This is a genomic window from Rouxiella chamberiensis (assembly GCF_026967475.1).
Taxonomy (GTDB): Bacteria; Pseudomonadota; Gammaproteobacteria; order Enterobacterales; family Enterobacteriaceae; genus Rouxiella; species Rouxiella chamberiensis.
The window spans coordinates 698436-717268 of record NZ_CP114058.1; the positions used below are offsets into that span (position 1 = coordinate 698436).

At 48.1% G+C, this 18833-nt stretch carries 21 protein-coding genes, 2 tRNA genes and 4 pseudogenes; 19 read left to right on the forward strand and 8 right to left on the reverse strand.

Annotated features, from left to right (window positions below; genetic code table 11):
* Positions 1 to 267: 267 nt before the first annotated feature.
* The 5 genes and pseudogenes from mobC to O1V66_RS03345 all read right to left on the reverse strand — a co-directional run bounded on the left by mobC (position 268) and on the right by O1V66_RS03345 (position 3350).
* Positions 268 to 994: pseudogene (gene mobC, locus O1V66_RS03325) on the reverse strand (MobC family replication-relaxation protein).
* Positions 995 to 1004: 10 nt separating this feature from the next.
* Positions 1005 to 1572, reverse strand: a pseudogene (locus O1V66_RS03330) (MFS transporter); the annotation flags it as partial.
* Between the two features lie 3 nt (positions 1573 to 1575).
* Positions 1576 to 1869 (reverse strand): annotated as a pseudogene (locus O1V66_RS03335) (Arm DNA-binding domain-containing protein); the annotation flags it as partial.
* A gap of 119 nt (positions 1870 to 1988) precedes the next feature.
* Positions 1989 to 2216 (reverse strand): annotated as a pseudogene (locus tag O1V66_RS03340) (hypothetical protein).
* Between the two features lie 210 nt (positions 2217 to 2426).
* Complete coding sequence (locus O1V66_RS03345; protein ID WP_082050973.1) at positions 2427 to 3350, reverse strand: LysR family transcriptional regulator; 924 nt, start codon at positions 3348 to 3350, stop codon at positions 2427 to 2429.
* 383 nt (positions 3351 to 3733) lie between these two features.
* Between O1V66_RS03345 and O1V66_RS03350 the strand changes: the two genes are divergently transcribed.
* The 18 genes from O1V66_RS03350 (at position 3734) to O1V66_RS03435 (ending at position 15869) form a co-directional block, all read left to right on the forward strand.
* Positions 3734 to 4747 carry a C-terminal binding protein gene (locus O1V66_RS03350; protein WP_045047175.1) on the forward strand — a complete coding sequence of 338 codons (1014 nt, stop codon included), beginning with the start codon at positions 3734 to 3736 and terminating at the stop codon, positions 4745 to 4747.
* A 17-nt stretch (positions 4748 to 4764) separates the two neighbouring features.
* On the forward strand, positions 4765 to 5787 hold the full coding sequence (locus O1V66_RS03355; RefSeq protein ID WP_045047174.1) for a KamA family radical SAM protein: 1023 nt from the start codon (positions 4765 to 4767) through the stop codon (positions 5785 to 5787).
* A gap of 1 nt (position 5788) precedes the next feature.
* Positions 5789 to 6652, forward strand: coding sequence for an ATP-grasp domain-containing protein (locus O1V66_RS03360; protein WP_269128085.1), 864 nt, complete (start codon positions 5789 to 5791; stop codon positions 6650 to 6652).
* A 38-nt stretch (positions 6653 to 6690) separates the two neighbouring features.
* A complete protein-coding gene (locus O1V66_RS03365) occupies positions 6691 to 7050 on the forward strand; it encodes a hypothetical protein (RefSeq protein WP_269128086.1) in 360 nt (119 codons plus the stop codon).
* Positions 7047 to 7661 (forward strand): hypothetical protein, encoded by a 615-nt coding sequence (locus tag O1V66_RS03370; protein WP_269128087.1) that lies wholly within the window; start codon positions 7047 to 7049, stop codon positions 7659 to 7661. The genes O1V66_RS03365 and O1V66_RS03370 overlap by 4 nt, the downstream gene beginning before the upstream one ends.
* A 34-nt stretch (positions 7662 to 7695) precedes the next feature.
* A complete protein-coding gene (locus O1V66_RS03375; protein WP_269128088.1) occupies positions 7696 to 8262 on the forward strand; it encodes a hypothetical protein in 567 nt (188 codons plus the stop codon).
* A gap of 209 nt (positions 8263 to 8471) precedes the next feature.
* Positions 8472 to 9185, forward strand: a complete 714-nt coding sequence (locus O1V66_RS03380) for a hypothetical protein (protein ID WP_269128089.1) — start codon at positions 8472 to 8474, stop codon at positions 9183 to 9185.
* Complete coding sequence (locus O1V66_RS03385) at positions 9172 to 9732, forward strand: hypothetical protein (protein ID WP_269128090.1); 561 nt, start codon at positions 9172 to 9174, stop codon at positions 9730 to 9732. The genes O1V66_RS03380 and O1V66_RS03385 overlap by 14 nt, the downstream gene beginning before the upstream one ends.
* A 17-nt stretch (positions 9733 to 9749) precedes the next feature.
* Entirely contained in the window at positions 9750 to 10295 is a 546-nt protein-coding gene (locus O1V66_RS03390; RefSeq protein ID WP_269128091.1) for an MBL fold metallo-hydrolase, read from the forward strand.
* Positions 10296 to 10427: 132 nt separating this feature from the next.
* Positions 10428 to 12152: an FAD/NAD(P)-binding protein gene (locus O1V66_RS03395; RefSeq protein ID WP_269128092.1), complete on the forward strand. Its 1725-nt coding sequence runs from the start codon at positions 10428 to 10430 to the stop codon at positions 12150 to 12152.
* The gene (locus tag O1V66_RS03400; protein ID WP_269128093.1) at positions 12142 to 12399 is read left to right on the forward strand and encodes a hypothetical protein; all 258 of its coding nucleotides are present in this window, start codon (positions 12142 to 12144) and stop codon (positions 12397 to 12399) included. The genes O1V66_RS03395 and O1V66_RS03400 overlap by 11 nt, the downstream gene beginning before the upstream one ends.
* Entirely contained in the window at positions 12396 to 12899 is a 504-nt protein-coding gene (locus O1V66_RS03405) for a cupin domain-containing protein (RefSeq protein ID WP_052673385.1), read from the forward strand. The genes O1V66_RS03400 and O1V66_RS03405 overlap by 4 nt, the downstream gene beginning before the upstream one ends.
* A gap of 26 nt (positions 12900 to 12925) precedes the next feature.
* Positions 12926 to 13852, forward strand: coding sequence for an MFS transporter (locus O1V66_RS03410; protein WP_269128094.1), 927 nt, complete (start codon positions 12926 to 12928; stop codon positions 13850 to 13852).
* Positions 13853 to 14050: 198 nt separating this feature from the next.
* Positions 14051 to 14194, forward strand: coding sequence for a hypothetical protein (locus tag O1V66_RS03415; protein WP_269128096.1), 144 nt, complete (start codon positions 14051 to 14053; stop codon positions 14192 to 14194).
* Positions 14191 to 14805, forward strand: a complete 615-nt coding sequence (gene maiA / locus O1V66_RS03420; protein ID WP_045047167.1) for a maleylacetoacetate isomerase — start codon at positions 14191 to 14193, stop codon at positions 14803 to 14805. The genes O1V66_RS03415 and maiA overlap by 4 nt, the downstream gene beginning before the upstream one ends.
* 87 nt (positions 14806 to 14892) lie before the next feature.
* Complete coding sequence (locus O1V66_RS03425; protein ID WP_269128097.1) at positions 14893 to 15108, forward strand: hypothetical protein; 216 nt, start codon at positions 14893 to 14895, stop codon at positions 15106 to 15108.
* Between the two features lie 38 nt (positions 15109 to 15146).
* The gene (locus tag O1V66_RS03430; protein WP_269128098.1) at positions 15147 to 15602 is read left to right on the forward strand and encodes a carboxymuconolactone decarboxylase family protein; all 456 of its coding nucleotides are present in this window, start codon (positions 15147 to 15149) and stop codon (positions 15600 to 15602) included.
* A gap of 9 nt (positions 15603 to 15611) precedes the next feature.
* On the forward strand, positions 15612 to 15869 hold the full coding sequence (locus tag O1V66_RS03435; RefSeq protein WP_072045059.1) for a YfhL family 4Fe-4S dicluster ferredoxin: 258 nt from the start codon (positions 15612 to 15614) through the stop codon (positions 15867 to 15869).
* 167 nt (positions 15870 to 16036) lie between these two features.
* Here O1V66_RS03435 and O1V66_RS03440 read toward each other — a convergent pair.
* Positions 16037 to 16112: transfer RNA gene (locus O1V66_RS03440), tRNA-Asn, on the reverse strand.
* A gap of 176 nt (positions 16113 to 16288) precedes the next feature.
* Entirely contained in the window at positions 16289 to 16942 is a 654-nt protein-coding gene (locus tag O1V66_RS03445) for a DUF421 domain-containing protein (protein ID WP_045047166.1), read from the reverse strand.
* Positions 16943 to 17023: 81 nt separating this feature from the next.
* Here O1V66_RS03445 and O1V66_RS03450 point away from each other — a divergent pair, with 81 nt between their 5' ends.
* Entirely contained in the window at positions 17024 to 18445 is a 1422-nt protein-coding gene (locus O1V66_RS03450) for an amidohydrolase family protein (RefSeq protein WP_052673384.1), read from the forward strand.
* 231 nt (positions 18446 to 18676) lie between these two features.
* Here O1V66_RS03450 and O1V66_RS03455 read toward each other — a convergent pair.
* Positions 18677 to 18752 (reverse strand) — tRNA-Asn (locus O1V66_RS03455).
* Positions 18753 to 18833: the final 81 nt, after the last annotated feature.

Here is an 18833-nt window from a genome sequence, read left to right on the forward strand (position 1 = left end):
GTTAAATCCTCTAACCTAGGAAAATAAAGAGAGAATTCCCATTAATAATCAAAGTATTAGATCGTTAGTAGGAGTAGTAAGTTATGGTGAAGCCTTCTCAAGGGAGGAGAATCACGAAAACACCAATCTAATAAATGTATTTTCTCTTGTTCATGGCTACACCCTCCTTTTTGAGGGGAAGTATTGCATCGTCGAATCAATATCATCCCTTTAGCCGACTATCAAAATTAGCTGTGATTTAACCAACTTCAGATATGATTTTCCAGCTCAAGGTTTCGCAGTTTCTGTTAGTGTATAAACCCTAAACACCCCCTATGCCGCTCTTCTAGCTGGACATGCTGGTTATTCACTATGACGTGCTTAACGCTATCAAACAGCAGTTGTAGAGCACGTTTTTTCTGCACATCCGGCACGACATAAAACACATAAATCCAATGTTTACTCGTCCTCGCTAGCAAGTGACTAACGATGATCGATTGGTAGCGCACTTTCGTTTTCATGCGGCGCTCGGTTTCAATAGCGATGACTTTTCCGTCGGCGAAGGTTATGAAACCATCCGGGCGGTGCTTTACTTAATAGCGTTTAGTGAAAGTCGAGCGATCACCGTTTATCCACGCGGATGCGCTTTTTTGCTCCAGGATGATACGGGCTGCCTGATTATCAAGGTGATGCTCGAGTGTCCAGCCGGTGATTTTTGACGGCTCAAACCGCGCCGGGAAAAGCGCATCGTTTGGGGTTAACACAACGGCCAGTCCGTCTCTGGTTATGCCCCACAATGAAATTTTCATGGTGCGCGATACCAAGACGTGCTTTTGTATTAAGCTCATGCCCTCGACTTTTGAAAGAAGGGAATATAGCGATTTATGATCCCTGAAGCCGAACAGCAGCATCAGTGTTTTAAAGTCACTGTACGTTTCTTCCTTCAGAAAATTCAGCAGTCGTTGTTTTTTTCACGGTGTCGCGCTTGGCGTTCACGGTATGCGGTGATCAGCATCATTCCCCCTTTAAAAATCCAGCAATGACGGGTTTACCTCTTTATATGCGTTCGATATTCTCGTGTCTTTTTCCTCCACCTCATCGAAAAAGACCGGGCCGCATTATGGTGATATCTGGTGTTGATGCGGGTTCGAGGGATGTTTCCTCCTCGCTAAAATCCAATGCGGATTTCACCGTTGTAACTGAGGCGGCAATCGCGGGCGACACGGCACAGATCTCCAGTTCGCGTTTTTTCACCCTGATGGGCGAAATCAGAGAAGCAGACGGGAGTGCTTTTGTCATAAAAATGAACCTGACAAAATCGGGCAGGTTAAGGATCATGTTGCTGTCGATAAAGAAGCGTTTCGGCCTGTCTTATGGTTCGTTCACTGTCGATACTTTCTGTCAGCACTGCATCGGTTTTCGCCTTTCGGACTTCATCGTCCACTAAGATGGTGCCGGACATTCTTGCCACCCAATCTGCCGTATCGGGATCCATTACCCGATAAACCAGTTTAAACTTGGCATTTTCAACAATTGCGCCGATGACGGCTTCGCCTTCAAATCTGCCGGGCAGTCTGTTAAATCGGCGATGGACTAATGCTCCACAAGGGCCACGGATTTAAGCGTTTTTTCAGGATAGTGATATTTTTTTAGCGGGTCTTTGCTGGGCGGGATTGATGTTTTGCGCGAGTAATCGTCGAACATCATCACGCTGCTACCGGGTATTGGCGGCAAAGATGAGAGGGTTAGCGCCTAAACTAAGGCAAGATTATTTTTGTTGATGAGATATTTGAGATACCAAAGACTTGAACCGCCTGGATCTACAAAAATGTACAGACCGTGGGAATCAGAGATTCTTAAGGGTTTTTCAGAGGGCTTTAACTTGCGGATTTAACTGTAGTTAAGAGACATACGGTGGCCACTTCAGAATTGTATCGAAATGCCCTCAAATCTGACCACCAATCTGTCCCGATGCGGAGGGATAACTGAAAATGCATTGGGAAGAGTTCTCACCATTGGTTGCGCCTGCTACCAGTTGAAAAGCAAAAAGCCCGCTCAAGTTTCCTTGAGCGGGCTTCTCTAAATTTGGCTCCTCTGACTGGGATCGCCTTTGCCAGCAAGTGGCTAATAAGTAAGCTAAACCTGAATTACCTTTCTGTCAAGATAACCAGAATGACCACCGATAAGATTGTGTTGAGCAAAAGGAGTTTGGAGCCTTTGTTGTATGTGGTGAACATTACTATGGCGTCCCCCAAAAATAAGCGTAGCTAGGGAGCGGGTAACAATGGCCGCCGTCCATGGTACTTTACTCCGTCGAGGCTAATGCTTTTCATTGCGCATCCTACTGTTATCGACAAAAAGCTACACAGACAGGAACATATAAAGCCCAAGAGACAAGCATTACGCCGAAGTATGGTTTTCTAACAAAATAGAATAGGGCGGAGACGTTAAACCGCCATCAGTCTACTCAGGGAAACAAACTCATCGGCATCATGCATCTTCAACATCTGATTTTTTATTGCCTGAGAAAGATCCTTAAGCATCGTTCTGGAGCGCACATCCAGGCAGTTGTCATAGGTAACGATGTGCGCCGATGGTATTTTCGGAAGACTAACAAAGTGACTGGCGTCCGTTAGCTCTTTCAGATCCGAAACTGTGAGCGCGGTTTCTGGTAAGGGGACAATCCCCAGCCCTGATTTTGCTGCCGCAATGATGGTATCCATTCCGCCGCCTTGGAAACTATCAAACCACGGGATTCGAGCTTCAAGTAATAAGTCCAGAATGAGCTTCCTCATACGGCAAGATTCTCTTAAGGTAATTAGCGGGATTTTATCCTGTTTAAAAGCCAAAGTTGGAGAGCAATACCATCTATAGTTTTCAATCCGTAGATATTCTCCGCCTTTTTTATCGCCATCCTGAGTGATAATTGCTATATCTAATTTTTTATTTTCTAGTGCATACAGAACTTTTGAAGAACTGTCTACTTTAACTTCAATCATAAGATCGGAATAAGTTTGTCTGATACTTTGAATCGTCTGCATGAGCGGGATATCCAGTACATGGTCGCTAATACCAATTTTGATATATTGGATATTTTCACAGACGTTGAGCGTTGTTAACGCGCTGGCGTGTGCCGCCATCAGGCTTTGAGCCCGGGAAAGGAACACTTCGCCTTGCGGCGAAAGGTAGATATGACGCGGCGTTCGGTGAAAAAGCGGAAATCCAAGCACATTTTCAAGTTTTTGAATTTTAACGGTTACTCCTGACTGAGTGATGCAAAGTGACTCTGCTGCCAGGGTAAAGCTATTTAGCTCGGCAACTTTAAGAAAAGCCTCAACTGAATGCATATCAAGATATAAGCCCATCACCATTCTCTTTCGTCATTACTGAAATCAATTTAATGAAATTGTATCATGTTTTTCATTTTGGTAAATATTACTTATCGAAAAAACCCTGACTGAAATATGCGTACGAAAAGAAGTCTGCCCGTGAAAATTTGTTGAAAAATCAACTTTCATCATCCGGTCGTTTCGAGCGAAAAAGTCATTGAGCATATAAAATAATTATTTATAAGTGAGATGTTTTTTCATTATTAACCTTCCAGGATTAACCTTCCAGGCGGCGTAAGTCATCGTCTGGCTGAGTCAGTGCCATCAATGTCTAATTTCAGGGATGGCGAAGAGCTTTTTATCAGATATATCCTGGTCATGGTGCTTTAAAAGTATCAGTTTATTCCCTCATTAAGGACGGCAATTTGAACACCAGTAGAGAAAAGGTTTTAATCATCGATTCAACGACTGAAAAGCATTTCAAAACAGCCATTGTCGAGCAGCAGATATTAGCCGAGAATGATGTTCAATTAGTTCATATTAGTCATGTGAGTGAACTCCCCTTAAATATGCTTACGGAAGTCAATTATCTTATTATATGGGCATGTGTCCCTGCCGTTAATTTCGATAAAGCATTTTTATCTAGTTTAAAAAATTGCCGGACCATTGTTAAAGCAGCAGTGGGTTTTGACAATATTGATATCTCTGCTGCTCGTGAGTTGGGTATTTCTGTGCTTAATATTCCTGATTATGGCACTGAGGAAGTTGCCGACCATGCTTTGGCACTGCTGCTGGGCATTGCGAGAAAACTTGAAGAGATCAATATCCACGTCAAACAAGGCGGCTGGGATTGGGCAAGTGTCAAAAAGCTCTATCGCCTACGTGGTCGTAAATTAGGCATTATCGGTTTTGGCCGCATCGGTGGCGCGGTTGCAAGAAGGGCGGCGGCGTTTGGTCTGGATGTTCAGTTCTACGATCCATATGCGGTCAGCGGGCTGGATAAAACGCATGGTGTCTTTCGCTGCGAATCTCTGCAAAATCTTCTGACTAGCTCAGACATCATCTCCGTAAATGCGTCTTTAAACCGCACTTCTCACCATATGTTGTCACACGCCGAATTCGCCATGATGAAAAAGGGTGTTTTGCTGGTCAACACGGCGCGTGGCGGAATTATTGATTCTGACGCCCTTTTTTCAGCCATGAAATCAGGAAAAGTGGCGGCTGCTGGTCTGGACGTGCTGGAAAATGAACCTGACATTCCCGACGGCTTTAGAACGCTGGATAACGTGCTGCTGACCGCACACTCCGCTTTTTATACGGAAGAATCTTTTCTCGAAATGCGAACCAAATCCGCTGAACTGGTTCGACAAAAAATGAACGGGCTACCCGTCAGAAACTGCGTTAATGAAAATGCCGGCGAGCACTCTGTACCCTACTAAATACAAAGGTTATGAGCATGTCTAAAGATAATATGATTAAAATTAAACAATTTGAAGAAGAAACCCGATTCTCTGAAAAAACCACGCCTTATTTAAGAGAGCTGATTAAGAAAAGCGTCGCAATCAGAGATATGTATGAGTTTAACCCAGAATATGAAAACTTGCCGGCTAATCTGGATGTGGATTTATTAAATGAAAAGACCTCGACACCGGTATTCGGCACGGTAAGAAAATATGATGGTCAGTTGCTGGTGTTGCTCTCTTATACCTGTGCGGCCAACTGTCGTTATTGCGAACGTCAGGATCGTGTCGGGGTAGGTCTGGACGTTGAAGGCAGACTTAAAATGTCTCAGATCGATGATATTGTTGAGTATATCGCCAATGATCCGACCATTTATGAAGTCATTGCCAGCGGGGGTGACCCTCTGACCAACCCGAAAGGATTGCAATACCTGTTTAACAAGTTGAAAGAAATCGAACATGTTAAGGTGGTGAGGATCCATACGCGTTATCCGTTACAAAACCCTGGCAAAGTACGTATGGAATTAATGGAAGAGTTGGCAAAAGCAAAACCAACGGTCTATTTAAGCCTGCATATTGATCATCCTGATGAGCTTCAGCCTGAAGTCATCGAGCTGATTCATGCATTTAGAAAAATGGGTTATGTGATGTTAACACAGACCGTTTTCTTAAAAACCATCAACGATAATAAAGAAACACTTAAAACGCTGTTCCTGCGTTTATTCGAACTGGGTGTGCGACCTTATTATATTTATCATGGTCAGGAAGTGACCTCAACGCGTCGCTTTGTTATGAGCCTGGAAGATGAAATGGCGATCATGACGCAATTACGCAATGAACTTTCCGGTCTGGCCTTCCCGCAGCATGTTATCGATATTCCCAGTGCATCCGGAAAAGTCGTTGTTCCCAGCGAACACTGGAATACCGACACCGCAACAGTGACTGATTTTTATGGCAAGACAGTAAACACTCACGACTGGTCAACGGTTATTAAGCAGGACTCACCGGAGAATTGTTAATATGAAAACATTTATCATTCTTCAAAATATTGTCACCTTTCGTGCTGACTGGAATAAATTAATCGACCGCGATCAGTTTTCGGTCTGTTTGCTTACCGGACATCAGGGATGGGGAAATCTGCCTGAAGATCAAAAGGTCTGTTTTGACGATATCAAAATTTGCGACCCTTTTACCGTCGACAATCTCGAGCAAGCTTGCCGCGATTTGTTCGCTGAGCGACATATCAGCGATATGTCTGAAGTCAGCATCATCACTAATGACGAGTATTTCCTCGGCCATGCTGCCCGGTTGCGTGAAATATTGGGTATTAAGGGCGCGACATTTGCGCAAATAGAGCCATTCATCAACAAGCTGCGCATGAAAGCGGTAATGGAAGCCGGGAACATAGCTATTCCCAGGGTGCTGCCATTCTCGCCGGCAGAGTATCAGCGTGAGCCGGAAAAATACTGTCAGCAGATTGAGAAGGCCGTGGGGTATCCCGTTTTTGCCAAGCAGATTGACTCGGCGGGGAGTGAGCTGATCGCTAAAATTGAGGATCCTGCCGCGTTACGCCGCTGGTGCAGTGATAACCGTGACGTCGCGAACTATGAGCTCGATGAGTTTATCGAAGGGCGTCTTTACCATATCGACTCGCTGATTTTTAACGGCAAAATCGAAGAGATTTATATCTGCCAATACAGCTATCCGAATGCGGAATTCATTGAGGGCAAACCTATTGGTAGCCTGCCGCTGGAAAAAATGACCCGTTGTATCAGCAGTTTTATGAATACAATCAAAGCGTATTTGATGCTCTGGGCTATGTGCCGGACGGGGCCACGCACCTCGAAGCTTTCCTCACTCAGGATAACCGTATCGTATTTTTAGAGATTGCAGCGCGGGCGCCGGGTGGTTGGATCCCACAAATGCATGCACTCTGCTCCGGAAGTAATATTGAAGAGCAGCATTTTCGTTCACTAATGGGGCAGTGGCAGAAACCGGTGCCACAGACAGAAACTTATGCCGCCTGGGTGTGGTATCCCCATCGGGAAGGGGAATATGCCGACCTGACGAAAGACATCAATATCGCAAATGAATATAAAACGGTGTGGGAAGTGAAACAGGGTTCGTTGCTTGTTCGTCCGCAAAGTGTTCGCGACCGTATTGGCGGTATCCTGCTTTGGGGATCCTCTTATTCGTCTCTGAAAGAAGATTATCAATGGCTGGTTGAACAATATATTCCTTATCAGCGTATGCAACAGGTCGGTAATGAGGTCACGGAATGAATACATGGGGGATGTTGAGGTTATGGTGGCCAAGTGCAATCAGTATTAGCTTACTTAATCTGGAGTTACCGCTTATTTCGGTCATTCTGTCTGCCTATAGTCTGCAGGCGTCCGGAGATTATGCCATAGCCTTAAGTACCTTTATGTTTGCCAATGCCTTTGTTTTTCCTTTGTGTGCAGTGGTTGTCAAAATAAGGAAGAGCAGGGTGACGCTGATATTCGCCATGCTGTTGGCTGTCAGTGTCTTTGTTATATTCAATATTGCCGTCTCAATATTCAGTTCGAAGATGACGCCACATATTGTATTCATCACGCATTTCTTTTCACTCTCATTATTGGCCGTAGCCGTCAGGAGGTATTTGCAGGGATGCTGTATTTTGGAAGGAAAAACTGCACTAATGAGCCGGGCTTCTTTAGTGCGGGTGCTGGTCTCGGTCATCGGTTGTTTTACCTTGACCCGATTTCAGGTGCCTGTCGATATGGCGGCCATTGTGGCGCTGGTTTGCGGAGCATACACCGAGGCGGCCCTGTTGTTCATTATGGTACGCTGGCAGGGCATTCGTTTATATGACAGCACAGGTCATCACTATGCTGCGTTGTTAGCGCCGTAACGCTTCGGCTTTCCTTATGTCAGCTTCATCACTGATGAGTAATATCATCGTTGTGATCTGTTTGGGGCAAGTCGCCGAAGGAGACACTGTTTTAAAATACTGGCCGCTGACCTTCGGGATGATATGTATTTCGATAGGCTCGGTGCTCGATATCGAAAGTATTCTGCTCAAGATACTGGGCCATCAGCCGCCGGGAAAATCACTATTCAAATTTCTCAGCGTTCAGTGTCTGGTTGCGCCGGTGTTATTTATATTACTGTGTGTCATTCTGGGTGGCTTTAATTTGTTTCCGGCAGGCAGTAAAGCATTATATATGAATGCGTACTTCTTTATCGCTATTATCGGTATTTCGACACTGTGGATTGTCCGCGGATATTGTCGTTCTGTCCTGATGACGAATAACCGTCTTGGTGTGATTAATTTCAGTATCTTCACTGCGCTGGTGACGCCTGTTGCGGTCTTTTACATCTTTCACATCGCTGATTATGGCCTAATGCTTTCAGTGAGTATTTTTTCCTCTCTGATTCTGGTTGAACTGCTGTGTTATGGGGCTTATGGCCTTATACGGGGAGTAAGCCGGCCACAGTGGGTGAAAAATTAGATAATTAAGGAATTCGCTGTTGTTGTCTGTACCCGGTGAATATAAAAAATAAATATCAGTATTAAAAATGCGCCCCATTAGAGGGCCATTAGTCATGTTTTTAAATTGAAGGCAAGGTGAGTAATAAAAATGACAGCCGTAACGAAGTTTATCCCTTATACCCAACGTACTATCAGTAAAGCCCCCAATGGGAAAAGTTCACTCCCGAAATGAAACATACCGTTGAGGTGCTGAGTCAGGTATTACCTTTTCGTGTCAATCAATATATTCTCGATGAACTTATCGACTGGGATAATATTCCCGATGACCCTATTTTTCGTCTGACCTTCCCGCATCGTGAAATGCTGAGGGAAAATGAATTTTCTCAGCTCAGTGATGCTCTTCGTCAGAATAAAGACGAAGCGAGTTTGCAGATGATCATTAATAAGATCCGCCATCGTATGAATCCGCACCCGGCGGGCCAGCTTACACATAATGTTCCTATGCTCAACGGTGAGGCAGTGCAGGGGCTTCAGCACAAATACAAAGAGACCGTGCTATTTTTCCCTTCTGCGGGTCAAACGTGCCATGCTTATTGCACCTTTTGTTTCCGCTGGCCGCAGTTTGTGGGCATGGATGAACTTAAATTTGAGGCGCGGACTTCCGCACTGCTGGTTGAATATCTCAAGCGTCATCCTGAAGTTTCCGATGTATTGATCACGGGCGGCGATCCGATGATTATGAATGCGCGCGCTCTGGGTGATTATATTCGTCCTCTGCTTATTCCTGAGCTTAGCCATATCAAGAATATACGTATCGGTACAAAGTCGGTGGCTTACTGGCCGCAGCGCTATGTTACCGATAAAGACGCTGACGATGTATTACGCTTGGTTCGAAGAGGTTGTGGCTGCGGGGAAAAATCTTGCCCTGATGGCGCACTATAATCACCCTCAGGAGATCCAGCCTGAAATAGCCCAGACTGCGCTGAAGCGTATTATTGCCACCGGTGCTACGGTGAGAATGCAATCTCCACTTATCCGCCATATTAATGAAGATCCAAAAGGGTGGGCGACCCTGTGGACAACCGGTGTACGTCTCGGCGCTATCCCTTATTACATGTTTGTCGAGCGGGATACCGGCCCCAATGAATATTTCGGGCTTCCTCTCTTTAAAGCCTGGGAAATATTCCAGCAAGCTTATCAGTCGGTATCCGGTTTGGCGAGGACGGTGCGCGGCCCTTCAATGAGTGCCTTCCCCGGTAAAGTCATGATTGATGGGATAACAGAAATCCGTGGCGAGAAAGTCTTTGCGCTGCAATTTCTTCAGGCGCGTAACCCGGACTGGGTACGTCGGCCCTTCTTTGCCAAATATGACCCGCAGGCCTCGTGGCTGGACCATCTGCGACCTGCCTTTGGTGAGTCACATTTCTTTTTCGAAAATAAAGACAAAACCACGCCTTTCGAAGAAATGGCCAGAATCGTCACTGTATAAACTGCCCGGAATTAAAAATGATACCTGAATATGAAGTCTATGCGCTGCGCTACGCAGAGCATAAAAACCGGTCGCGTAATGAAAACTTTATTTCGCACGATGAACACGATAACGGTGATATGCCGCTGGATTTTTATTGCTGGTTAATTCGCCATGAAAATACCGTACTGATGGTGGATACCGGATTTAATCGCGAGCTGGCCGTGAAACGTAATCGACATTATTACGGTACGCCAGAGTCGCTGTTGCAAAAGCTGGATGTCGACGCAAACCGCATTGAAAAAATTATTGTCACGCATATGCATTATGACCATATCGGCAATCTGAAGGCCTTTCCCAATGCCACGCTGTATATGCAGGAAAAAGAGATGCATTACTGCACCGGCAGACACATGCTGCACCGCTATGTAAGAGCGCCTTATGATCCCGAGAATATTGCCAATGCGGTTTATCGTCTGCATGAAGGTAAAGTGCGCTATGTCGGCAGGCATGAGGAAATTTTACCGGGTATTAATACGCAGCTTGTGGGGGGCACACCGCAGGGTTGCAAATTGTCACGGTAAATACAGCGCGTGGCAAAATTGTCCTGGCCAGCGATTCTGCGCATTACTGGCACCATGTCGATGCCTCAACGCCGTTTCCAATCGTGATGGATATTCCCGACATGCTGGCAGCGCATAATACCATGAAGCAGCTTGTATCCGACCTTACCTGCATTATTCCCGGCCATGATCCGCAGGTACGAACGTTATTCCCGCGCTTTAAGGGCGAAGAAAATATTGTACAACTCCACCTTCCGCCAGAAGGAGAGATCCGTGCGCGTTAATCATCTCGCTATTATTGGTTTTGGTCCTCGTGGCCTGAATGTCCTTGACCGTATTATTGAAAATGTCATTAACGATGATATTCAGGATCCTATTCATCTGCATATTATTAATCCGGGAAATCCGGGGCAGGGGAGCCATCCGGCAGAACAACCTGAGCATTTATTGGTGAATACGGTCTCCTCTCAAATCACCTTGTTTGCAGGTAACAGCCAAGCATTGAAAGCCGGAGGCGAATCGTTTATTCAGTGGGCAAAAACGGCGGGTTACCGGCGTGATAACGATACCTTTACACAAAATGGCGTCGGGGCAGAGCTGACGGATATGGAGTATTTGCCCCGATCGCTGCTGGGTGAATACCTCGCGGATTACTATCGGCGTTTGCTTAAGCTTTTACCGGAAAATATCACGATTACCGAATATCGTCAGTTTGCCGTGAACCTGACCAAAGACGAACGTTTTACAGTCACTCTGCAAGACGGAAAAAGTATTGCCTGTGATTTCGTTTTTCTGACCACCGGGCACGGATACCGTAAACCCACGCACAGCGATAGCCATTTTTCAGCATTTTGCGAGCGTCATCGTGATCGCAATCCGCTGCTGGCTTATCGCGCTTCTCCCTATCCGGTTAAGCGGCTTGATACGCTTTCGGCAAAATGCCGGGTGCTTATTCAGGGATTCGGCCTGACGGCGCATGACGCGATTTCGGCGCTGACCCTCGGGCGCGGGGGACGCTATATCAAATCCGGTGACGGGCTTGAATATATCGCCTCGGGAAGGGAGCCGGAAATAGTGTTGTCCTCACGCCAGTGTCTGCCGTTTGCGGGTAGGGGTATTAATCAGAAGGGGCTAACCGGTCGTCATACCGGGCAATTTCTGACGCCTGCGGTGGTAGAGGCGATCGCTGCCAGCAATATTGCCGAACGGAATTCAAAACAGATCGATTTCCAATCGCAGATATTGCCGCTCTTAATTAAAGAGATGGCTTATGCCTGGCAGTGCGCGCTGACGCAGACACGGCTGGATCCGGACACATTCAGCGTCGACGAACATGTTGTTGCGCAGATTGAGCAGGTGCTCTGGCCGCTGCGCAACAGGACCTTTGATGACTACCCGTCCTGGTGTGCATTCTTCCTTGAGATGGTTAATCATGACCTGCAACAGGCTAAATCAGGCAATATGAACAGCCCGTTAAAGGCGGCGACCGATGTATTGCGCGATGTGCGGGAAGCCTTGCGCCGGGCGGTTGAATGGAACGGGCTGACACCAGAATCACACCGCTACTTTATCGAATCCTTTAATCCGATTATTAATCGCATCTCTTTCGGCCCTCCGCTGCGCAGAAACCAGGAGCTACTCGCCTTGTTTGCGGCCGGTGTCGTCACACTGGGTGGCGGTCCGGCGACCGGGATTGTTTGCGATGAAAGCCAGTCCCGCTTCGTCCTGCGCGGCCAGTTTACCCGGCAAAATTACCAGAGCCCGGTAGACGCCATTATTATCGCCAGACTCGACGCATATTCCCCTCTGACGGATGGCAGCGAGCTTACTTGTAATCTGCTCAAGAACCGGACTCATTACGCCTTATATGAATGGTGATTATCATCCGGGCGGTATGGCGGTAGACAGAGAGCTGCATCCGATTAATGCCAGCGGAGTGGCCGACGAAAATCTTTGGGCGATCGGTTTCCCTGTCGAAGGTCCACATTACTATACCCACGCCTTGCCTCGCCCACATTTGCCCTCGCGACAGTTTGAGGATGCGAATATCAGCGTGAAGAGTTGCCTGCGCCGTCTCGTCCGTCAGGAATATCCGCTCACGACACCGGTGGAGGCATCAGCATGACTGAACAGAACGTCTTACAGACGGGAAACTTGCGTTCATTCAGTCGCTATCTGGTGGATAACCAGCGGCCTCGCGAAGAGAGCGTCATCTGGAAACAGTCATCTATTTTGCAGGCCCTGCAAACCGAAGAATTCACCGCCCGCGGTGCACTGTTTCTTGAAAATCCCCATCGCGAGAAGCAGGGAGAAACCTTGCATGATCTGTCTGTCACCGTTCAGGTTATTCCTGCCGGCGACCGCACCACGCCACATTCTCACTCTTTCTGGCATCTGTACGTGGTGATATCCGGAAAGGGGGAACTGGTGCTGGATAATACATCCCCGACGCCGTTGGCCAGCGGTGACGTTATATATGTGCCGGCATGGAGTGAGCATCAGTTTATTAATCAGGAGGATGAAAATCTGGTTTTGTATGTGATCCAGAATTTGCCGGGTATGGCAAAGCAGGGAACATTATTACGAAACGATGGAGATAAAACCTACTCACCTCATTCGAAATAAATTATTTAATTATTAAAGGTATCATCATGGCTGAAATATCTTCGTCTCCGTCGCTTAGCGCATCAAAAGTAATGACGCACATCTTCTTGCCGTTTGCTTTCGGGCATTGCACGTCATTTCTGTTCAGGAATATTAATGCGGTATTAGCACCCTTTCTGATTTCGGCAATGTCGCTGTCGGCCGGGCAGCTTGGCATTTTATCCAGTGCGTATTTCTTCTCATTTTCTCTGGCGCAGTTGCCGGTCGGGCTGGCGCTTGATCGTTATGGCCCGAAACGTGTGCAGCTTACTCTGCTTGGCGTGGCGGTGGCAGGGGCGGTGCTGTTTGGTATCGGGCATAGCTTCACCACCTTATTGCTGGCGAGAATCCTCATCGGGCTGGGGCTGGCGGCATGTTTTATGGGCTCAATTAAAGTGCTGTCATTTTGGGTGCCGGTACGCAAATTACCGTCAATTCATGGGTATCTCCTGGCGGCAGGCGGACTGGGCGCGATGTTGTCAACCTTGCCGGTTGCCTGGCTGGTAGGATTTATCTCCTGGCGGACGCTGTTTTTTGTCATGGCAGGCATCACGCTGATGGTGATGTTGGCCATCGCCTTGTGGGTACCGAAAGATCCTGTTGAACACAAAATGGTGAAGTGGCCGAGCCTCGCCTCATTGCTTGAGGTATATAAAGACCGGGCGTTTCGCAAAGTGATCAGCCTGTTGCTGCTCCCGCACACTGTCGCTTTTGGTTTGCAGGGACTGTGGATGGGGAAATGGTTGCAGGATGTCGGGCAGTACAGCAACGCGGAAACCTCCGTTTATCTTTTCATTGGCATGGGCGCGGTCGTGGTGGGGTCGTTGTCCGTGGGAGCGGTAACGCAATGGGCCGGAAAATTTAACATTAAACCGCTCGACGTGGGGGGATCGGTATTGCGCTGTTTTTGGCCGTGCAGGTGCTTTGTGCATTAAATATCGTGCCTTTGCTTCCCGCCTTGTCGATAGGTTTCACACTCATCGGCACCATCGCTGGCCTTGAATACACTATTGTCGCGCAAAATGTGTCACCGGCAATGACCGGCCGCGCGGCAACCTGTCTCAACCTGCTTATCTTGTTCGGTGCCTTTCTCACGCAAACGCTGGTTCGGGGTGATCATTGGATTCTGGCCAATGGATGTCGCAGGTCATTATCCGCAAATAGCCTATCAGGCCGCGTTTGGTTTTATGATCCTCCTGCAGGCACCTGGTTTCTTCAAATGGCTCGTGGGTGTGATGAAGCGTGGCTCACTGAAGACGGCGGATGACAGCTTATGATCAGGCTCTATGGTTGCCGTACGTCGTCTGCGACGAACAGGGTACGCATTGCATTGCGTTTAAAAAATATTAGCTATCAATATGTTGAGGTCGATTTACAACAGGAGGAGCATCTTACCTCCTCTTACCGCGAACTCAATGCACAAAGAAAGCTGCCGTTGTTAATGCATAACGGTCAGATATTGACACAGTCACTGGCCATTATCGAATACCTGAACGATATCCATGCCGGGCACGACATCCTGCCTCGCGATCCGCTGGAGCGGGCCGCCTGCCGGAGTTTTGCCTCTCTGTTCGCGGCCGATTATCACCCGCTGATCACCCGTCGTGTGGCAGACAGGCTGCGTGCGTCTGGCATGACCGAAACCGGTATCAGTCAGTGGAAGTTGCATTGGCTGGACGAATCCCTGCAGGTGGCAGAAGAAACCTTGTCGCAGAGAGCCGTACACCACCCGTTTTGCTGTGGTGCTTCTCCTGTGATGGCGGATATATGTCTTTTTGCTCAGTGTGAGTCGGCGCGTAAACAGGGGATAGATCTGAGCCATTACAAGTTGCTCTTCGGCATTTATGCGTTGTGTTATGAGCTTGATGCTTTCCACGAGGTTACATAAAGAACATTGGACGCCGCCGGGTGGCGGGTTCAGAAAAATGGGCTTCAGAGTTGAGGCCAATATCTACAATAAACAGAGAAGTCAGAAATGAATACGTTTAAAAAAACAGCAGTGGCGATGGCATTCTTACTGGCAAACGGTGCGGCGCATGCTGCACAGGCAGAGAAAATCAGCGACCCACTGAAATGGCCCGCACAGTGTGATGACGTCAAGTTCTCTGACAGCGACCTGAGCTTGGACAGATTGCCAGATATGGATCCGCAGAAGGCCAGCCCGGAGCAACTTGCCGCGATTAAAAAATAAGTGCTGGACCGCGCGGTTGTATTTTCGGGCCGTTTTCGGTGTTACTGAGAAGCCCGGAATTACTGACGCGTGTTCAGATGCTGGGTGAGCACGTGCGTTTCACTTCCGAATTGCCTAAACGCATCCGTGAGTTCGCCATTCTGATTGCCGGACGCGAAATGCAATCGCCCTACGAGTGGTATATCCATGAGCCGATTGCCTTACGCTCAGGGGTGACCCGTGAAACTGCCGATGCCCTGGCGGCACAGCGCAGACCTCCGCATATGACCCACGATGAAGCCATTACCTATCAGTTTGTCACCGAACTTCATAAAACACATATGGTGCAGGATGCCACCTATGACGCATTCAAAGTGCGTTTTGGAGAGTCAGGTGTGGTTGAGCTGACCGCACTGGACAGTTATTTCGGGCTGCTTGCCCAGGAACCTAACGTTGCACGCACGGCAGCACCGGAAAATGTACAGCTTCCTTTCAACCCACCCTGGAAATCATAAGGCTGCGCGATGTCACTGACTATTACTGAAGAGTGTATCTACTGTGATATTTGCCGTCCGGCGTGCCCTAACAACGCGATTTCTGCAGGTGATGAATTTTATGTGATTAACCCGAACCTTTGCACGGAATGTGTGGGTCATTATGATGAACCACAATGCCAGCAAGTGTGTCCGGTGGAATGTATTCCGCTGTTACCCGAACTTGCCGAAAGCAAAGAAAAACTTTGGGAGAAATATACGCTAATCACTAGGTCGGTTGTCTCCTGATATAGGCGTCCTGACAAAAAATACGCCGAGGCACAATGCCAGTCAATTAAGCCTGACTGACTTTTTTTATCCAATATCTGTGCTTTCCCGGCAAGAAAAATTAGCGTAAAGGGGGAGGTAAAAGCAAAAAGCCCGCTCAAGTTTCCTTGAGCGGGCTTCTCTAAATTTGGCTCCTCTGACTGGACTCGAACCAGTGACATACGGATTAACAGTCCGCCGTTCTACCGACTGAACTACAGAGGAATCGTGTGAACGAGGCGAATAGTAATGTCAGTCGGTGCCCTTGTCAAAGAGATATCTGCAATTCGATTCCATTTGCCGAATAACTGCTCAAATCATTGAATTTTCAATCAGTTGAGGTCACTAATTAATCGCTGGCGGCAAAATTATACGCGCGATCATCTCTTTGCCTTAAGCCGCTAGCGGCAGACCTTTCCATCGGCCATCACCAGTGTAATTTCGCCACGCCAGAACTCGGCGAGAAAGACCTGATCAAGATCATTCACCTTCAATCCGTCGAGTTTGGCCTTGAGCCAGCTTTCATCCTTGCCGATGGCATCCAGTTCAGAGAGTCGAATTCTGCCATCTTTAATCAGAATCACCGACGGCAGTTCAGCGCCTTCACAGATGGCCGTAATTTGGCCTCCCGGTTCGATTTGGGCATATTTGAGATTCTGGAAGGAGTGAATGCCCTGTGTGTGCAACTGCGAAGCCACATTGAGAATATCAATCTTGTTTCTACGCTTGAGAATATTCTCCATGATGAATTTCCCGTCTTTCACGATGGGAATAGGGTTTCCAATGGCAAAATTGCGGAACATAAAGAAACGCTTACTGATGGAATTCAACAGCGAAATGAGTAATACGCCAATTACCAGCACGATAACGTATTGATAAAGAGGAATGACGTCGTTGTAAATTACGCCGCCAATGATGCCGCCAAGCACAAAGTTGCCGATAAAATCCACAGGGGTCATTTGCGAGAGCTGTGTCTTGCCTGAAAAGTTCAGGTGGGAAATGACTATCAAAAATCCAATCACGAATTTCGCGAGGACTAAAAGGTAATACTCCATTTATTTTACGCTCCAAAATAAAGAAACTATAACATAGTTAGTTAAACTCAGACCGAGTTCAACCGATAAGGAAACCCTCGCATGAGTGCTTATACCGGCGTCAATCGCCGTAAATTGTTCAAGCTTGGCGCGGCATTAGGGCTGGGTATGACGTTACGCGCCGAGGCCGACCGCAAGACGGCACAAGTGCAGCGAATTCAAAATCAAACGCATCTGCTTATTAAAAATGCCACCTTGATAACCCTTGATCCCAAGCTGGGGGACATGACCGACGCCGATATCGAAGTGCAAGACGGCATGATTGTCGCGGTGGGCAAAAACCTGGCAGCGGAAGGTGCGTACGTTATCGAAGGCAGTGGCAAGATTGTGATTCCGGGGCTGGTGGATTCTCACTGGCATTTGTGGAACAGTTTTCTGCGCAATAGCGCACCGACGCCGCAGGGCGAAACCTTCTTTAAATCCCAACTTAAAAGCAGCCTCCAATTTACGCCTGAACTGGCCGCGCTTGGGGTTAAAATTGGGCTGGCCGAAGCGGCTAACTCGGGTATCACCACCGTTAATAACTGGGCGCATAATATTCGCCAGCCGTCGTTTGCCGATGCAGAGTTGGAGGCGATGCTCGACAGCGGTCTGCGCACCCGACTCTGGTACGGCTACGCTCAGGATTTGCCGGCGACCGCGCCGATGGATTTCAAAGATATTCAACGGATACAGTCCAGGCTTTCGACCGATAAAGGGGCGCGGGTGAGTCTTGGTATGGCAATTCGCGGGCCAGAACGGACCGGGGCGGAAATCTGGGTGCCGGAATTTGCCTTTGCCAAACAGCAGGGGCTTCCGATTTCGACCCACATTGCGGTCACGCCCGAGATGCAGCAGAAGAGGGCGATACAGCAATTGGCACAGCGCGATTTACTGAATTCCTCTGTGCAGCTGGTTCATGCAACCCATGCGAATGCGGAAGATGTTCGCGCGATTGCGCAAAGCGGCGCGTCTGTCTGCTTTACGCCAATCAGCGAAATGCGCGTTGGCTACGGATTGGCACCGGTATCCGCCATGCATCGGGCCGGTATTCCGCTGGGGTTAGGCATTGATACGCTGGTGCTCGCGGGCAATGCGAATCCCTATATGATAATGCAGCTAACGTTGAATCTGGCGACAGGCGTCACCGGCGACGAATTGGCGTTGACGGCGCGCGACGTGCTGTTCTGGTCTACACAGGGCGGGGCGAATACGATGGGACTTGGCGATGAGATAGGCTCGCTGACACCGGGCAAACGCGCCGATCTGGTTCTTGTCGACACCCGATATCTTGGCATGCAGCCAATCATCGATCCTGTTGTGTCGGTAGTGCAGTCAACGACGTCCGCCAACGTGCATACCGTGATTGCCAACGGTAAAATCATCAAACAGGACGGCAAGTTACTGGCTATCGACAAGGCCGCATTGGCGGTAGCCGCGCAGCGTGGCTATTTAAAAATCATGATGAAAGTCGGGCAGGCCTGAAGAGAGAGCGAAGGGTAAGGCAAAATTTTATTTCAGTCTCACTAGGCAGTATGCCTGAACCCTCAGGTTGCCGTTAAACAAGCAAGTGCACTTGGCTTGATAAAATTCAACCTGCCAAAGAGGGGGCCTGGAGCCGTATCAAACCGAAGACAACGGGAATCAAGAAGGGAACAACCAATTGATAGAAAGCAAAAAGCCCGCTCAAATTTCCTTAAGCGGGCTTCTCTAATATGGCTCCTCTGACTGGACTCGAACCAGTGACATACGGATTAACAGTCCGCCGTTCTACCGACTGAACTACAGAGGAATCGTGTGAACGGGGCGAATACTAACGGGGTGAGCCGAGCTTGTCAAAGGGGTTTCTTCACAAATCCGTTCGAGTGATGAA

Bases quoted from the DNA above. Each gene is read 5' to 3' on its own strand.
- O1V66_RS03345 (WP_082050973.1), bottom strand. From the start codon at position 3,350: ATGGTGATGGGCTTATATCTTGATATGCATTCAGTTGAGGCTTTTCTT.
- O1V66_RS03355 (WP_045047174.1), top strand. From the start codon at position 4,765: ATGTCTAAAGATAATATGATTAAAATTAAACAATTTGAAGAAGAAACC.
- O1V66_RS03360 (WP_269128085.1), top strand. From the start codon at position 5,789: ATGAAAACATTTATCATTCTTCAAAATATTGTCACCTTTCGTGCTGAC.
- O1V66_RS03365 (WP_269128086.1), top strand. From the start codon at position 6,691: ATGCATGCACTCTGCTCCGGAAGTAATATTGAAGAGCAGCATTTTCGT.
- O1V66_RS03370 (WP_269128087.1), top strand. From the start codon at position 7,047: ATGAATACATGGGGGATGTTGAGGTTATGGTGGCCAAGTGCAATCAGT.
- O1V66_RS03375 (WP_269128088.1), top strand. From the start codon at position 7,696: ATGAGTAATATCATCGTTGTGATCTGTTTGGGGCAAGTCGCCGAAGGA.
- O1V66_RS03380 (WP_269128089.1), top strand. From the start codon at position 8,472: ATGAAACATACCGTTGAGGTGCTGAGTCAGGTATTACCTTTTCGTGTC.
- O1V66_RS03385 (WP_269128090.1), top strand. From the start codon at position 9,172: ATGGCGCACTATAATCACCCTCAGGAGATCCAGCCTGAAATAGCCCAG.
- O1V66_RS03390 (WP_269128091.1), top strand. From the start codon at position 9,750: ATGATACCTGAATATGAAGTCTATGCGCTGCGCTACGCAGAGCATAAA.
- O1V66_RS03400 (WP_269128093.1), top strand. From the start codon at position 12,142: ATGAATGGTGATTATCATCCGGGCGGTATGGCGGTAGACAGAGAGCTG.
- O1V66_RS03405 (WP_052673385.1), top strand. From the start codon at position 12,396: ATGACTGAACAGAACGTCTTACAGACGGGAAACTTGCGTTCATTCAGT.
- O1V66_RS03410 (WP_269128094.1), top strand. From the start codon at position 12,926: ATGGCTGAAATATCTTCGTCTCCGTCGCTTAGCGCATCAAAAGTAATG.
- O1V66_RS03415 (WP_269128096.1), top strand. From the start codon at position 14,051: ATGGATGTCGCAGGTCATTATCCGCAAATAGCCTATCAGGCCGCGTTT.
- maiA (WP_045047167.1), top strand. From the start codon at position 14,191: ATGATCAGGCTCTATGGTTGCCGTACGTCGTCTGCGACGAACAGGGTA.
- O1V66_RS03425 (WP_269128097.1), top strand. From the start codon at position 14,893: ATGAATACGTTTAAAAAAACAGCAGTGGCGATGGCATTCTTACTGGCA.
- O1V66_RS03435 (WP_072045059.1), top strand. From the start codon at position 15,612: ATGTCACTGACTATTACTGAAGAGTGTATCTACTGTGATATTTGCCGT.
- O1V66_RS03445 (WP_045047166.1), bottom strand. From the start codon at position 16,942: ATGGAGTATTACCTTTTAGTCCTCGCGAAATTCGTGATTGGATTTTTG.
- O1V66_RS03450 (WP_052673384.1), top strand. From the start codon at position 17,024: ATGAGTGCTTATACCGGCGTCAATCGCCGTAAATTGTTCAAGCTTGGC.